Source organism: Mycolicibacterium lacusdiani (assembly GCF_021916785.1).
In the GTDB taxonomy this organism is placed as follows: Bacteria; Actinomycetota; Actinomycetes; order Mycobacteriales; family Mycobacteriaceae; genus Mycobacterium; species Mycobacterium lacusdiani.
The window spans coordinates 487957-502675 of sequence record NZ_JAKCFC010000002.1 but is presented as its reverse complement, the minus strand read 5'-3'; the positions used below and the strand labels follow the sequence as shown (position 1 = coordinate 502675).

Below are 14719 nucleotides of genomic sequence, written 5' to 3'. Positions count from 1 at the left end.
TTCGGTTGCATGACCTTTCGCCCGCACGAGATCGAGTACATGACGTCGGCCGACCTCGGCCGTCTGGCGACCATCAAGCCCGACGGGACGCCGCAGAACAGCCCGGTGGGGTTCGGCTACAACCCGGAACTGGGCACGATCGACATCGTCGGGTATCAGATGTCGAAGAGTCGCAAGTACCGCAACATCGCCGTCAATCCCCACGTCGCGTTCGTCGTCGACGACATCGTCTCGCGCGATCCGTGGCGGGTCCGCTGCCTGGAGATCCGAGGGATCGCCAAGCAGGTCGAGTTGCCCTCTGCCGCAACCGAACCCAACGGTGACACGCTGGACACCGCGATCATCCGGATAACGCCGAGGCGCATCATCGGCTTCGGCATCGACGACGTCGACACCGAACCGCACCTGCTGACTGCCGACGCCCGCGACGTCTAGCGCGGCCGCCGGACCCACACGGCGGCCACCGCGCCGGCCTCGTTGACGGCGAGGTGCGCGAGCATCGGGGCGGCGAGGCTGCCGGTCCGGTCGTAGAGCCAACCGAAGCACCAGCCCGCAACACCGGTCACCAGCACGGTGCCCAGCACGGGCTCCCCGGAGGCGCGCGCGTCGGGCACGTGCGAGAGGCCGAACGCCGTCGCCTGCAGCACCCGGCCAGCCCGGACTCCCATGGCGTCGGCCGCCATGGTGCCGAGCGCAGCGCGGTAAGCCGCCTCCTCGCTCCACACCGTGCCCAGCGGGATGTGGGCCAGCAGCCACTCGGTCACCGAGTCGGGCAGTTCCCGGGCCGCCATGCCGCGCCGCACCGGTGGCGCGAGGGTCGACGTTCCGACAGCCGCCGACACCGCGGTGGCGACTGGCAGCCCGAGGCCCACGCCGCGCCACAGGCCGGGCGGCGTCAGCCCGAGCGGTGCGCCGGTGCGTCGGACCAGGAAACCGGCGAGGGCGCCGTGCACCAGCAGCCTGGCGCGTGGGGGCAGTCGCGGTCCGACGACGCCACTCCACGCGACCAGTGCGACGGCGAGCGCCACCGCCTTGCGCATCAGTACTCGGGTCCGTCGACGGCCCGCGACTCCTCGAGGGACACGCGGACCCGTTCGGTGTCCTCGGCGGTCCAGCCGTCGGGGGCGATGACGGCAGCCCAGCCGTCGAGCACCGAGTCGCCGTAGTTGTGCCCGTGCCCGCCGGGCACTCCGGAGGCGTTGGTCATGTCAGCGCTCACCTGCCAGAAGGTGACGATCGGATACCAGCGCATCGAGGCGGTTCGATCCGCGCCCGGTGCCTCGACGAGCCAATCCGGGCGGGAGAACACGAGATTCGGCGACCACCAGATGATGGGGTCCGACGCGTGCTGCAGGAACAGCACCCGCGTACCGTCCCAGCGGGGTTCGGCGATCCGCGCGATGTCGTCGGCGTCGGCGGCCTGGGTGAACCGCACGGTGCGCCCGTCGTCGTAGCGCGGCTCGACTTCGCGGGTGCCCGGGTCGCGGCGCGCGACCAGGCCGCTCCACAGCGAACTCTCGTGCGGCGGGCCGACCCACAGCACCGCGGAGAAGTCCATGGCCGCGATGTCGGGCAGCCAGCCAAACGCGCCCTGGCCGGCCATCGAGCCCAGGCTCTCCCCGTAGAGCGCGAGCTTGGGACGCCGGTCGGGTGGCAGCTGCTCCCAGCGGTCGTGCACGGCGTCGATCAGCATGCGGCCCGACTCGATGGACTTCTCCCGGTCGCCGAGGAACGAGATCCAGCTCGGGAGGTAGGAGTACTGCACGCCGACGAGCGCGGTGTCGCCGTTGTACATCGTCTCGATGGCGCGGGCAGCCACCGGATTGACCCACCCCGTGCCCGTGGTCGGGATGATGACGAGCAGTTGGCGGTCGAACGCGCCGGTGCGGTCCAGTTCCCGGATGACGACGTCCATGCGTGCGGCATCGGTGTCGGCGGTCTGCAGCCCGGCGTACACCCGGATGGGCTCCTTGGCGGGGCGGCCGTTGACCCGGACCAGCGCGTCGACGTCCGGGCCGGTGGCGACGAAGTTGCGCCCCTGGAAGCCGAGCGTGTCCCACGGAGCGAAGGACGTCGGGCTGCCCGATCTCTCGGGCGCGGTGGGCTGAGCCACCCCGTCGCGGGTGGTCGAGTTCTGCGGCTGGAACACGACGCTGGCCCCTGCCAGGAAACCGCGGTAGAGCACGCCGTTGACGAGCATCACCAGCAGCACCACCATGACGCCCGCGCCGATGAACAGCGCCACCTCGCTGTGCAGGTGCCAGCGCCGGATGATCAGTCGCGCCAGCACCTTGACCGCGTCGAGCAGCACGCGGGAGGCGCCGACGCAGGCCCCGCCGACGAGCACCGAGACCATCAGCGTGCGGAGGTAGGCAGGAGTCTCGGGACCCTCGATGCCCATCAGCGCCGACACCTGCCGCTGCCACGCCGCGGCGGGAATCAGCATCAGCAGCGACGCGCCGATCGCCGCCGCCACCGTGGCGACCTTCATCGCGTTGAGGATCCGCTGCGGCGGTGGCCACCACCGGCGGCCACGGAGGACGAAGCGGCGCACGGCCTTTCCAACCAGCACGCCGATGGCGTAGCCGATCGCGGCGTTGGTGCCGCCGATCAGACCCTGGAACAACCAGTCCCGCGGCAGCAGCGACGGCGTGAGCGACAGGCAGAAGAACAGTGCGCCGAACCCGACCCCGACGAAGTCGAGTCGGATCAGTCCCCAGGCCCAGACCAGAAGGGGGTGTCGGGTGTGGGCCGCGGGTCTCACCCGAACAGTCCGGGCAGCACACCCTCCGACGTGCGTCGCAGTTCGTCGAGACCGATGGTGAACTGGCCCTGCACCTCGACGTCGTCGCTGCCGTCGTCGACGACGCCGATCCGGGTGGCGGGCAGTCCGCGTGCCTCGCACATCGCCCGGAACCGGCTCTCCTCGGTGCGTGGCACGGCGACGAGCACGCGGCCGCTGGACTCGGAGAAGAGCGTGACGAACGGGTCGGCATCCTCGGGAAGGATGATGCGGCAACCGGTTTCGCCCGCCATGGCAGCCTCGACGACGGTCTGGATCAGGCCGCCCTCGCTGAGATCGTGTGCGGCCGAGACGAGTCCGTCGCGCGACGCCGATGCGAGCACCTCGGCCAGCAGCTTCTCGCGCTCGAGGTCGACCTTGGGCGGTAGCCCACCGAGGTGATCGGCTGTGACCTGCGCCCAGATCGAGCCGTCGAACTCGTCGCGGGTGTCGCCGAGCAACATCAGCGTCTCACCGGGCTCGCTGCCGAGGCCGGTGGGGATGCGACGCTTCACGTCGTCGAGGACGCCGAGCACTCCGACCACCGGGGTCGGGTGGATCGGCGTCGTGCCGGTCTGGTTGTAGAAGCTGACGTTGCCGCCGGTGACCGGAATGCCGAGGGCCGCGCAGCCGTCCGCGAGGCCGCGCACGGCTTGGGAGAACTGCCACATGACGCCGGGGTCCTCGGGCGAGCCGAAGTTCAGGCAGTTCGTCACGGCGACGGGCTGCGCGCCGGTGACCGCGACGTTGCGGTAGGCCTCGGCCAGGGCCAGCTGCGCGCCGGTGTACGGGTCGAGCACGGTGTAGCGGCCCGACGCGTCAGTGGCCACGGCGATGCCGCGTCCGGTCTCCTCGTCGATGCGCAGCACGCCGCCGTCGGCGTGCTCGGCCAGCACGGTGTTGCCGCGCACGTAGCGGTCGTACTGCTCGGTGATGAACGCGCGGCTGCACAGGTGCGGGCTGCCGATCATCTCGAGCAGCGTGGCGCGCAGCTCCTCACCGGTGGCCGGGCGGGGTAGGTGCGCCGAGGTGTCGGCGTTGAGCCGGTCCTGGGTGTCGGGTCGCTGGACCGGGCGTTCGTACACCGGACCCTCGTGGGCCACGGTGCGGGGCGGAACGTCGACGACGGTCTCGCCGTGCCAGGTGATCTGCAGCCGGTCGCCGTCGGTGACCTCGCCGATGACCGTGGCGAGCACCTCCCACTTGCGGCACACCGCCATGAACTCCTCGACGTTCTCCGGTGCGACGACAGCGCACATGCGCTCCTGCGACTCGCTGGAGAGCACCTCGGCGGGGGTCATGAACTTGGCGCGCAGCGGCACCTTCTCCAGCTCGATCGACATGCCACCGTCACCGGCGGATGCCAGCTCGGATGTGGCGCAGGACAATCCGGCTCCACCGAGATCCTGGATGCCGATCACGAGACCGGCTGCGTACAGCTCGAGGCAGCACTCGATGAGTACCTTCTCCATGAACGGATCGCCGACCTGCACGGCAGGCAGCTTCTTGCGGCCGGGGCCCTCGCCCTCGTCGCCGCCGAAGGTCTCCGACGCCAGCACCGACACGCCGCCGATGCCGTCGAGACCGGTGCGCGCACCGAACAGGATGATCTTGTTGCCGGTGCCCGAGGCGAAGGCCAGGTGCAGATCCTCCTTGCGCAGCGCGCCGACGCACAGTGCGTTCACCAGAGGATTGCCGGCATAACTGGGATCGAACACGGTCTCGCCGCCGATGTTGGGCAGTCCCAACGAGTTTCCGTAACCGCCGACGCCGCGCACCACGCCGTCGAGGACGCGCCGGGTGTCGGGGGCGTCGGCGGCGCCGAAGCGGAGCTGGTCCATCACCGCGACCGGGCGTGCGCCCATCGCCATGATGTCGCGGACGATGCCGCCCACGCCGGTGGCCGCGCCCTGGTAGGGCTCGACGTAGGACGGATGGTTGTGCGACTCGACCTTGAACGTCACGGCCCAGCCGTCACCGATGTCGACGACGCCGGCGTTCTCGCCGATGCCCGCGAGCATCGAGGTGCGCATCGCCTCGGTGGTGGTCTCACCGAAATAGCGCAGATGCACCTTCGACGACTTGTAGGAGCAGTGCTCGCTCCACATCACCGAGTACATCGCGAGTTCCGCGTCGGTGGGGCGACGGCCGAGGATCTCGCGGATCCGGTCGTATTCGTCGTCCTTGAGACCGAGTTCGCGGAAGGGCTGCGGTTGTTCTGGGGAATCGGCAGCGTTCGAGACGGTGTCGACTGCAGGGGCGGTGTTGCTGAACCCGGACGTCACGAAGACAGTTTAGGTGCTGAACCGTCGCCGAACGAACCAGCGACGGACTACTGCCCCGCGACGCAGAACGCGTTGCCCTCGGGGTCGGAGAGCACCACCCATTCGAACTCGGGTCCGAAGCTGTTGCGACCCGTCTCGGTCGCGCCGGCCGCCACCAGTCGGGCGACCTCCGCCTCGCGGTCGGCGGCGTGGAAGTCCAGATGCACCCTGTTCTTGCCGGGTGTGGGATCGGGCACCCGCTGGAAGCCCAGGGTCGGGCCCTTCGGCCTGGCGACCATGACGAATTCGCCGGGTGCGACGGCGTTCACCTCGCCGCCCACGGCGCCTGCCCACCAGCTCGCGAGCGTGTCGGGGTCGGTGCAGTCGAACGTGATCATCTCGATGTCGAGGGACATGCGGGCACGTTAACTCAGCCCGGTGACAGGAAGGCCTGCAATGCGAGGGAATAGGAGCGCACGTCGTCGGCGCCCATGAGTTCGCGCGCCGAGTGCATGGCCAGCTGGGCCGCACCCACGTCGACCGTCGGGATCCCGGTGCCCGCGGCGGTCATGGGCCCGATCGTGGACCCGCACGGCAGGTCGGCCCGGTGCTCGTAGCGCTGCATCGGCACACCGGCCTGCTCGCAGGCCATGGCGAACGCCGCGGCGGTGCGGCCGTCGGTCGCGTAACGGAGATTCGGCTGCACCTTGAGCACCGGTCCGCCGTTGACCTCGATCAGGTGACCCGGTTCGTGCCGGTCCGGGTAGTTCGGATGGGTGGCGTGCGCCATGTCGCCGGAGGCGACCATCGACCCGGACAGCCGCCGCAGGAAGTCCTCACGGCTGCCGCCCGCCGCGAGGGTGATCCGCTCGAGCACCGTCGACAGCAGGTCCGACTGCGCACCGTGGTCGGACGTCGACCCGACCTCCTCGTGGTCGAACAGCGCCAGCACCGGGAGGCAGTCCCCCGGTTGCGCGGCGAGGAACGCCTCCAGCCCGGCGTAGCAGGTGCCCTGGTTGTCCAGCCGTGGCGCACTGACCAGGTCGCGGTCGGCCCCGATCAGCGTCGACGGCGTCAGGTCATGGGTCATGAGGTCGGCGGCCAGCACGTCACCCGGGTCGACGTCGGCGTGCTCTGCGACGTAGCCGATGAAGTCGCCGATGCCGTCGCCCGAGCCCCAAACGGCGTTGAGGTGGCGCTGGGGGTTGAGTTCGACGCCCTTGCGGTCCTCGGAGAGGTGAATCGCGAGCTGCGGGACCCGCAGCAGCGGGTCGTCGATCCGGACCAGCCGGTGCTCGACTCGGTATTTCCTCCCCGGGTCGCTGCGCTCCTGCCCGCCGGTGCCGCCCTGCCGGAAGGACAGCCGCCCGCTGATGCCGAGGTCGCGGTCGAGCCAGGAGTTCAACCAGGCGCCGCCGTACGGCTGCAACGCGACCACGCGCCACCCGGCGACGACCCGGTCGGGATGCTGCTTGACCCGCAGGTTGGGGCTGTCGGTATGCGCGCCGACGATGCGGAAAGGCGTCGCGGCCGCCCCCGCCCGCCACGCCACCAGTGACCCCGCCCGGACGGTGAAGTACCCGCCGTCGTCCGAGGGCCAGGCGTCGGCTTCGGCCACTTCGGTGAAGCCCTCGTCCCGCAGCTGGGCCGCGACCGTGGCGCACACGTGGAACGGCGACGGCGACGCGTCGATGAAGTCGCAGAGACTCTGGGGACTGGCTGCCATCGCTCCATCTTGACCCCTCCTCCGGCGAGCGTGCGTGTCTGCGGGCGACACGCCGCGCCCGAACCCGAGTTCACGCACGCTCGTCGACAGAGGTTGGGGCTCGTCGGCAGGCCCTCTGGGGGCTAGCCGCCATCTTCGGCTTCCGACCGGTGTTCCGGGCGGATCCCGCGCTACTGTCCTCGTGTGGTTGATCTTGTTCCGCAGCCGGTGCTGGCGCCGCTCACCCCGGCGGCGATATTCCTCGTCGCGGTCATCGACGACGGCGGCGAGCAGACGGTGCACGACGCGCTCGGCGACATCTCGGGCCTGGTGCGCGCCATCGGCTTTCGCGACCCCACCAAGCACCTCTCGGTGGTCACGTCGATCGGGTCCGACGCCTGGGACCGCCTCTTCACCGGACCCCGGCCCGCCGAACTGCACCCGTTCGAGGCGCTGACGGGCACGCGGCACCACGCACCGTCGACACCGGGCGATCTGCTGTTCCACGTTCGCGCCGAATCCCTGGACGTTTGCTTCGAACTCGCGAGCCGGATCGCCGAGGCCATGCTGGGCGCCATCACGATCGTCGACGAGGTGCACGGGTTCAAGTTCTTCGACAACCGGGACCTGATGGGATTCGTCGACGGGACCGAGAATCCCGACGGCCCGATCGCCATGAGCGCCACGCAAATCGGCGACGAGGATCCCGACTTCACCGGCGGTTGCTACGTCCACGTGCAGCGCTACCTGCACGACATGGGCGCGTGGCGGTCGCTGTCGGTGGAGGAACAGGAGCGCGTGATCGGCCGGACCAAGCTCGAGGACATCGAGTTGGACGACGACGTGAAACCGGCGAACTCGCATCTCGCGCTCAACGTGATCACCGACGCCGACGGCACCGAGCTGAAGATCCTGCGGCACAACATGCCGTTCGGCGAGATCGGCAAGGCCGAGTTCGGCACGTACTACATCGGCTACTCGCGCACCCCCGCCGTGACGGAACGAATGCTGCGCAACATGTTCATCGGCGACCCGCCCGGCAACACCGACCGCATCCTCGACTTCTCGACCGCGGTCACCGGCACGCTGTTCTTCACCCCGACCCTCGACTTCCTGAACGACCCGCCGCCGCTGCCAGGTGCGGACGCCACCGAAGCCCCCTCCGGTTCCCTGTCGATCGGCAGCCTGAAAGGAACACCCCGATGAACAACCTCTACCGCGAGCTGGCGCCGATCACCGACGAGGCGTGGGCCGAGATCGAGACCGAGGCCACCCGAACGTTCAAGCGGCACATCGCCGGACGACGCGTGGTCGACGTCAGCTCACCGGGCGGACCGGCGACCGCGGCCGTCGGCACCGGCCATCTGCTCGAGGTCGCTCCCTCTGGCGACGGCGTCGTCGCGCACCTGCGGGAGAGCAAGCCGCTGGTGCGGCTGCGGGTGCCGTTCACCGTCCGCAGGACCGACGTCGACGACGTCGAACGTGGCTCACAGGATTCCGACTGGGATGCGGTGAAGGAGGCCGCCAGGCAGTTGGCGTTCGCGGAGGACCGCGCCATCTTCGAGGGCTACCCGGCCGCGTCGATCGACGGCATCCGCAAGACGAGTTCGAATCCCGCCCTGTCCCTTCCCGAGGACGCGCGCGAGATCCCCGACGTCATCGCCCAGGCGCTGTCGTCGCTGCGGCTCGCGGGCGTCGACGGTCCCTACTGCGTGCTGCTGTCGGCCGATGCGTACACCCGGGTCAGCGAGACCACCGAGCACGGCTATCCGATCCGCGAGCACCTCAACCGGCTGATCGACGGCGAGATCATCTGGGCGCCCGCGATCGACGGCGCGTTCGTGCTGTCCACTCGCGGCGGCGACTTCGACCTCCGGCTGGGCAGCGACGTCTCGATCGGCTATCTGTCGCATGACGCCGACACCGTCTCGCTCTACCTGCAGGAGACGCTGACGTTCCTGGTCTACACGGCCGAGGCATCGGTTGCGCTGACGCCCTAAGCGGTCAGTACCGCGTCGAGCGCCGAGTAGAAGATGCCGAGGCCGTCGTCCGACGGCCCGGTCAGCGCTTCGGTGGCGTGCTCGGGGTGCGGCATCAGGCCGACGACGCGACCGTTGGCCGAGCTGATGCCCGCGATGTCGCGCTGGGAGCCGTTCAGGTTCTCGCGGTAGCGGAACACGACGCGCCCCTCGCCCTCGAGTTCGTCGAGCACCTCGTCGGACGCCTGGTAGCGACCCTCGCCGGACTTGAGCGGCACCAGCACGTCGGCGCCCTCCTCGTACCGGGTGGACCACGCGGTCCCGTTGGAGGCGACCTCCAGCCAGACGTCGCGGCAGATGAAGTGCAGGTTGGCGTTGCGGGTCAGCGCGCCGGGCAGCAGACCGGTCTCGCAGAGCACCTGGAAACCGTTGCAGATCCCCAACACCGGCATGCCCTTGTTGGCGGCCTCCACGACCTCGCCCATGACGGGTGCGAACTTCGCGATCGCACCGGCGCGCAGGTAGTCGCCGTAGGAGAACCCGCCGGGCACGATCACGGCGTCGACGCCCTTCAGGTCTGCGTCGGCGTGCCACAGGCTCACCGGCTCGGCTCCTGCGAGGCGGGCCGCGCGTGCGGCGTCGATGTCGTCGAGCGTGCCGGGGAAGGTGATCACACCGACCTTGGGACTCACTGGCGCTCCCGGGTGACCTCGAAGTCCTCGATCACGGTGTTGGCGAGCAGCGACTCGGCGATCTCCGCCAATGCGGCATCGGTCACGCTGTCGTCGACCTCGAGTTCGAAACGCTTGCCCTGGCGGACATCCGAGATGCCCACGTGGCCGAGACGGCCCAGGGCGCCGACGATGGCCTGGCCCTGCGGGTCGAGGATCTCGGCCTTGGGCATGACGTGCACTACCACGCGGGCCACGGCGGCTCCTGTCTGGTGAAGATTGGTCGTGCACGACTCTACCGGCGGCACAATGGACTCATGCACTTGACGCATTTCGGCCACTCCTGCCTGCTCGCGCGCTTCCCCGACGGCGACGGTGGTGACACCACGGTCCTGTTCGACCCCGGCAACTTCTCGCACGGCTTCGAGGGCATCACCGGCCTGTCGGCAATCCTCGTCACCCACCAGCATCCCGACCATGCCGACGTGGAGCGGCTGCCCGCGCTGCTCGACGCGAATCCGCAGGCCAAGCTGTACGCCGACCCCATGACGGCCGCGCAACTGGGCGACGCGTGGACGGCCGTGCACGCCGGGGACGCCTTCACGGTCGGCCACCTCGCGGTGCGGGGCGTTGGCGGCACCCACGCGGTGATCCACCCCGACCTGCCGACGATCGACAACATCTCCTACCTCGTCGGTGACGGTGATCACCCAGCCCGGCTGATGCACCCGGGCGACGCGCTGTTCACCCCCGGCGAACCGGTCGACGTGCTCGCGACCCCCGCCGCCGCACCGTGGCTGAAGATCTCCGAGGCCGTCGACTACCTGCGCGCCGTGGCACCGACCCGTGCGGTCCCGATCCACCAGGCCGTGGTCGCCAAGGAGGCGCGTGGCATCTACTACGGGCGACTCTCGGAGATGACCGACGCCGACTTCCAGGTGCTCGACGAGGAGAAGGACACACAGTTCTAGTGGGGACTGACCTCGCCGCGCGGCTCGTATTCACCGGCCACATCGCGGGTTTCGGCACGCGCTCGGGCGTCCGGTTCGTCGTCGGATCGTGGCTCGAGTCACCGTTCGGCCGGTTCGCCGACGTCATGGTCGAGGCGCCCGACGGTGAGCGCACCCTGCTCGCACCGAGCGCCGAGGTCGCCGAGTTCGTCTCCAGCACCTACACATTCGACCGCACCGACCTGGGCGGCGTCACGGTCGACCACGCGGCGGACGGCTTCACCGTCACCGCGCCGGGGCTCGAGGTGTCGGCGACCCTGGGTGGGCCCGCGCCGTTCGATTGGCTGCTCCGGCTGGTGCCTGCTCCGCTCTCGCGTGCGCCGTGGTGGCTGCGTGCCATCAATCCCGTTGCTGCCCGTCTGGTTTCGGGCGTCCAGACGGCGGGCAGCGCGGGCAACGGCCGCCGCGAGTACTACGGGGTGCGCAGGACCCGGCGCATCACGGCCGTGGCGGGACGGTTCCGCGGGGTCGAACTCGGCGGGGTGGACGCCCTCGATCCGCCGGTGCGCTTCGGGTTCTCGTCGGCCCCACCGACGCCGCAGATGGTGTCGGTGACCACGACCATCGACATGCCCTAGGCGATGTCGCGCGCTGCCGCCCGGCCAGCCGCGCGGCCCGAGAACACGCAGCCACCGAGGAACGTGCCCTCCAACGAGCGGTAGCCGTGCACACCGCCGCCGCCGAATCCGGCTGCCTCGCCGGCGGCGTACAGCCCGTCGAGAACCGAGCCGTCGGCCCTGAGCACGCGCGAGTCGAGGTCGGTCTCCAACCCGCCGAGCGACTTTCGCGTCAGGATGTGCAGCTTCACCGCGATCAGCGGCCCGGCCTTGGGGTCGGTGATGCGGTGCGGTGCAACGACGCGGCTGATCCTGTCGGCGAGGTAGTTGCGGGCGCCACGGATTGCGGTGATCTGGCTGTCCTTGGTGTACGAGTTCGCCACCTCGCGATCACGGGCGGTGACCTCCTCGGCCACCACGGCGTAGTCCAGCTGTTCGACGTCCGGTACGGCGTTCATCTTGGCGACCAACTCCTGCAACGAGTTCGCGCTGACGAAGTCCACGCCGCGGTCGACGAAGCGTTGCACGGGCCCTGGCGCGCCGGGCTTGATGCGAGCCAGCACGTCGCGCACGCTGCGGCCGGTGAGGTCGGGGTTCTGCTCCTGACCGGAGAGGCCGAACTCCTTGGCGATGATGCGCGCGTTCAGCACGAACCACGTGTAGTCGTGGCCGGTCTTCGCGATGTACTCCAGCGTGCCAAGGGTGTCGAACCCCGGGTAGAGCGGCGCGGGCAGCCGCCGACCGGTGGCGTCGAGCCACAGCGACGACGGTCCGGGCAGGATGCGGATGCCGTGCCGCGGCCAGATCGGGTCGTAGTTCGTGATGCCCTCGGTGTAGTGCCACATCCGGTCGGCGTTGATCATGTGCGCGCCCGCCGCCTCGCTGATGCCGAGCATTCGGCCGTCGACGTGCGCGGGCACCCCCGACAGCAGCTGCTCGGGCACCCTGCCCATGCGCGGCGGCCAGTTCTTGCGCACCAGGTCGTGATTGGCGCCGATGCCGCCACTGGCGACGATCACCGCGTCGGCCCGAAACTCGAACTCGTCAACGGGAGTTCGCGACGACGGCTCACCCCTGGCTGCGGACGACGGTTCCAGCACGGCGCCCCGCACGCCCTTGACCGCGCCGCCCTCGGCGACCAGTTCGTCGACGCGGTGTCGGTAGGCGAACCGCACCCTCGGGTGACCAACCAGCTTGCGCGAGAACACCTCGACGATCCCGGGCCCGGTGCCCCACGTGATGTGGAACCGCGGTACCGAGTTGCCGTGTCCGCGGGCGTCGTAGCCGCCGCGTTCGGCCCAGCCCACCAGGGCGAAGGTCTGCAGACCGCGCTCGCGCAGGTAGCTGCGCTTCTCACCGGAGGCGAAGTCGACGTAGGCGTGCGCCCACTGCTTGGGCCAGTGGTCCTCGGGGCGGTCGAAACCCGCGCTGCCCATCCAGTCCTGCAGGGCCAGTTCGCGGCTGTCGCGGATCCCGAGTCTGCGCTGTTCGGGGCTGTCGACGAAGAACAGCCCACCGAACGACCAGAAGGCCTGGCCGCCGAGGTTGCCTGCGTTCTCCTGGTCGACGATGAGGACCGATCGGCCCTTGTCGACCACCTCGCACGCCGCCACCAGCCCGGCCAGACCGGCGCCCACCACGATCACGTCAGCGTCACCCATGGACGCCACGGTAACCCGCTTGGTTCAGGCGGCGTCCGTGAGCGCCGGCTTTGCATCCCACTGGTAGACCGCCGGAACGCAGCCGTGCATCAGTGCCAGCTCGACGGCGTCGAGCACCGCCTGCCGGGGTCCTGGCCGCTTGAGCTGCCCTGCCGCGACGGCGATGCGGACCGTGCCGGAGCGACGCGCGGTGCGTTCGGCGGAGAGCACCAACGTCCGGCACCACCACGGCTCGGTGAGGAACCCTTCGCCGATGCCGAGCACCCGGGCCCTCGACGTCGTCCTGCGAACCAGATCGGTGACGCCGTCGACACCGGCGAGCAGCCGGAACCCGTTGCGCGGCAACGTGGTCACGACGCCCTGCGAGACCGTCCAGCCCGGCGCGGCGAAGAGCCTGGTGCGCAGCCCGAGGTGCTCGAGTACGCGGTCGGCGCCCATCAGACGCAGGTTGGCCTCGTGCGCGGGCAGCGTGGCGAACTCGCTGCGTCGCTTCTTGGTCGCGGCCTCGTCGTAGCCGTGCATGACGATCGCGTCACCGCAGGCGCGCCGGTCGGTCAGCCACTGCACGGCCTCGGGGTCGGCGTAGAGGCGGTAGCCGCCCTTGCGACGTGGTGCCACCAGGTACGACGCGGGGACGTGCCGTCGCTCGAGGTCGGCGCGAAAGTCCTCGACGTCGGCCAGGGTGCGGTCCCTGACGCCGGAGATCGAGACGATCAGTTGTCCAGCCATGCCCGCAGTATGGCAACGCCAGGTGTCACGACGGTGACGGACACGTGGGCAGGAGTTGACGTCTTAGCGCGGTACGACGGCCTCGATGGCGTTGATGACCTCGGGCGCGTCCGGCTCGGTCCGCGGGCGGAAGCGGTTGACCACTTCGCCATCCGGGCCGACCAGGAACTTCTCGAAGTTCCATTGGATGTCGCCTGCCTGGCCGTCGGCGTCGGTGGCCTTGGTCAGCTCCGCGTACAGCGGGTGCCGGTCGTCCCCGTTGACGTCGGTCTTGGCCAGCAGCGGAAACGTCACCCCGTAGGTGCTGGAGCAGAACTCGGCGATCTCGTCGGCCGTTCCGGGTTCCTGGCCCATGAACTGGTTGCACGGCACGCCGACGACTGCGAGGCCGCGTGCGGCGTAGCCCTCGGCGAGCTTCTCGAGCGCCGTGTACTGCGGCGTCAACCCGCACTTCGATGCGACGTTCACGACGAGCGTTGCGCCGCCGGACAATTCGCGCAGCGTGGTGGGCTTGCCGTCGAGCGTGGTCAGTGGGATGTCGAGGATCGTAGGCGAGGTCACGTCCTCGACGCTAACACCGGTCGAACAGGATGGCTGCCAGTCGCTCCACGGTGGCTATCGGATCGCCGGAGGTGTCGGTCGCCCCGTTGAGCCACAGCAGCGCGAAGCCGTGCACGAGCGACCAGGCCGCCAGCGCAGCGGCCTCCGGATCGCCTTCGGCCTTGGGGTCGGTCAGCGTGGCGACCCCGCGGGCCAGTTCGGCCGACGCGGCGGCCTCCGCTTCGATCAGTGCCGGGTCGGCGGCGTCGTAGAGGGACTTGTCGAACATCACCTCGTAGTGGCCGGGATGGTCGAGCGCGAAGCGGACGTAGGCCTTCGCGGCGTCGATGAACTCGGGCCTGGCGTCGGTGAGTGCGGCCGCCAGCAGCCGGAACCCCTCTGCCGCCAGTGCGGTGAACAGGCCCCGGCGGTCGGTGAAGTGGTGTGCGGGCGCGGCGTGGGAAACCCCGGCCACCCGCGCCAGTTCGCGCAGCGAGATCCCGTCGGCACCACGTTCGGCGACGAGTGCGGCCGCCTGGCCGAGGATCGTGGCCTTGAGGTCGCCGTGGTGATAGGAGTCCTTCGCCATACGGCCAGCATAGACCTCATCTTGACAGTGGATAGATCGTCGGTACGAATCGAACTTGTCAGTGCCTAGATGAGGAGGCCGTCGTGGCCGTGCTGATTGCCGGATCGCGCACTTCACGCCGGGGATGCGGCGCGACATGATCGCCATCGTCCCGCCCCTGCTTCCAAGGCCGGCGCTACTCTTCACCGTGACAGGGGTACTCGAACTCGTCGGCGCAGCCGGCCTGCTGTAC

Annotated in this window: 16 protein-coding genes and 1 pseudogene; 6 read left to right on the top strand and 11 right to left on the bottom strand. The window is 69.8% G+C overall.

Features of this window, described 5'->3' with window-relative positions; all coding sequences use genetic code 11:
• Positions 1–9 precede the first annotated feature (9 nt).
• On the top strand, positions 10–435 hold the full coding sequence (locus LOK44_RS07370) for a PPOX class F420-dependent oxidoreductase (protein WP_237569341.1): 426 nt from the start codon (positions 10–12) through the stop codon (positions 433–435).
• Here LOK44_RS07370 and LOK44_RS07365 read toward each other — a convergent pair.
• The 5 genes from LOK44_RS07365 to LOK44_RS07345 are packed head-to-tail and all read right to left on the bottom strand — an operon-like array spanning position 432 to position 6772.
• Positions 432–1040 (bottom strand): Rv0804 family intramembrane glutamic endopeptidase, encoded by a 609-nt coding sequence (locus LOK44_RS07365; RefSeq protein WP_237569340.1) that lies wholly within the window; start codon positions 1038–1040, stop codon positions 432–434. The two genes, LOK44_RS07370 and LOK44_RS07365, sit on opposite strands and share 4 nt — an antisense overlap.
• A complete protein-coding gene (locus tag LOK44_RS07360) occupies positions 1040–2764 on the bottom strand; it encodes an alpha/beta hydrolase (RefSeq protein WP_237569339.1) in 1725 nt (574 codons plus the stop codon). The genes LOK44_RS07365 and LOK44_RS07360 overlap by 1 nt, the downstream gene beginning before the upstream one ends.
• Entirely contained in the window at positions 2761–5067 is a 2307-nt protein-coding gene (purL, locus tag LOK44_RS07355) for a phosphoribosylformylglycinamidine synthase subunit PurL (protein ID WP_237569338.1), read from the bottom strand. Before purL ends, LOK44_RS07360 begins: the two co-directional genes overlap by 4 nt.
• Positions 5068–5114: 47 nt before the next feature.
• The gene (locus LOK44_RS07350; RefSeq protein ID WP_237569337.1) at positions 5115–5462 is read right to left on the bottom strand and encodes a VOC family protein; all 348 of its coding nucleotides are present in this window, start codon (positions 5460–5462) and stop codon (positions 5115–5117) included.
• Positions 5463–5476: 14 nt separating this feature from the next.
• Entirely contained in the window at positions 5477–6772 is a 1296-nt protein-coding gene (locus LOK44_RS07345) for a M18 family aminopeptidase (protein ID WP_237569336.1), read from the bottom strand.
• Positions 6773–6955: 183 nt separating this feature from the next.
• Between LOK44_RS07345 and LOK44_RS07340 the strand changes: the two genes are divergently transcribed.
• Entirely contained in the window at positions 6956–7957 is a 1002-nt protein-coding gene (locus tag LOK44_RS07340) for a Dyp-type peroxidase (protein ID WP_237569335.1), read from the top strand.
• On the top strand, positions 7954–8751 hold the full coding sequence (locus LOK44_RS07335) for a family 1 encapsulin nanocompartment shell protein (protein WP_237569334.1): 798 nt from the start codon (positions 7954–7956) through the stop codon (positions 8749–8751). The genes LOK44_RS07340 and LOK44_RS07335 overlap by 4 nt, the downstream gene beginning before the upstream one ends.
• Here the strand turns inward: LOK44_RS07335 and purQ are convergent.
• The gene (gene purQ, locus LOK44_RS07330; protein ID WP_237569333.1) at positions 8748–9422 is read right to left on the bottom strand and encodes a phosphoribosylformylglycinamidine synthase subunit PurQ; all 675 of its coding nucleotides are present in this window, start codon (positions 9420–9422) and stop codon (positions 8748–8750) included. The two genes, LOK44_RS07335 and purQ, sit on opposite strands and share 4 nt — an antisense overlap.
• The gene (gene purS, locus LOK44_RS07325; protein ID WP_237569332.1) at positions 9419–9658 is read right to left on the bottom strand and encodes a phosphoribosylformylglycinamidine synthase subunit PurS; all 240 of its coding nucleotides are present in this window, start codon (positions 9656–9658) and stop codon (positions 9419–9421) included. Before purS ends, purQ begins: the two co-directional genes overlap by 4 nt.
• A 60-nt stretch (positions 9659–9718) precedes the next feature.
• Here purS and LOK44_RS07320 point away from each other — a divergent pair, with 60 nt between their 5' ends.
• Positions 9719–10372, top strand: a complete 654-nt coding sequence (locus LOK44_RS07320; RefSeq protein ID WP_237569331.1) for an MBL fold metallo-hydrolase — start codon at positions 9719–9721, stop codon at positions 10370–10372.
• Positions 10372–10989 (top strand): hypothetical protein, encoded by a 618-nt coding sequence (locus LOK44_RS07315; protein ID WP_237569330.1) that lies wholly within the window; start codon positions 10372–10374, stop codon positions 10987–10989. Before LOK44_RS07320 ends, LOK44_RS07315 begins: the two co-directional genes overlap by 1 nt.
• Here LOK44_RS07315 and LOK44_RS07310 read toward each other — a convergent pair.
• The 4 genes from LOK44_RS07310 to LOK44_RS07295 all read right to left on the bottom strand — a co-directional run bounded on the left by LOK44_RS07310 (position 10986) and on the right by LOK44_RS07295 (position 14487).
• A complete protein-coding gene (locus LOK44_RS07310) occupies positions 10986–12629 on the bottom strand; it encodes an FAD-binding dehydrogenase (RefSeq protein ID WP_237569329.1) in 1644 nt (547 codons plus the stop codon). The two genes, LOK44_RS07315 and LOK44_RS07310, sit on opposite strands and share 4 nt — an antisense overlap.
• A 24-nt stretch (positions 12630–12653) precedes the next feature.
• A complete protein-coding gene (locus LOK44_RS07305; RefSeq protein WP_237569328.1) occupies positions 12654–13358 on the bottom strand; it encodes a DUF2334 domain-containing protein in 705 nt (234 codons plus the stop codon).
• A gap of 63 nt (positions 13359–13421) precedes the next feature.
• Positions 13422–13919 carry a glutathione peroxidase gene (locus LOK44_RS07300; RefSeq protein ID WP_237569327.1) on the bottom strand — a complete coding sequence of 166 codons (498 nt, stop codon included), beginning with the start codon at positions 13917–13919 and terminating at the stop codon, positions 13422–13424.
• Positions 13920–13929: 10 nt separating this feature from the next.
• Positions 13930–14487: a TetR/AcrR family transcriptional regulator gene (locus LOK44_RS07295; protein ID WP_237569326.1), complete on the bottom strand. Its 558-nt coding sequence runs from the start codon at positions 14485–14487 to the stop codon at positions 13930–13932.
• A gap of 124 nt (positions 14488–14611) precedes the next feature.
• Between LOK44_RS07295 and LOK44_RS30195 the strand changes: the two are divergent.
• Positions 14612–14683, top strand: a pseudogene (locus LOK44_RS30195) (DoxX family protein); the annotation flags it as partial.
• Positions 14684–14719: the final 36 nt, after the last annotated feature.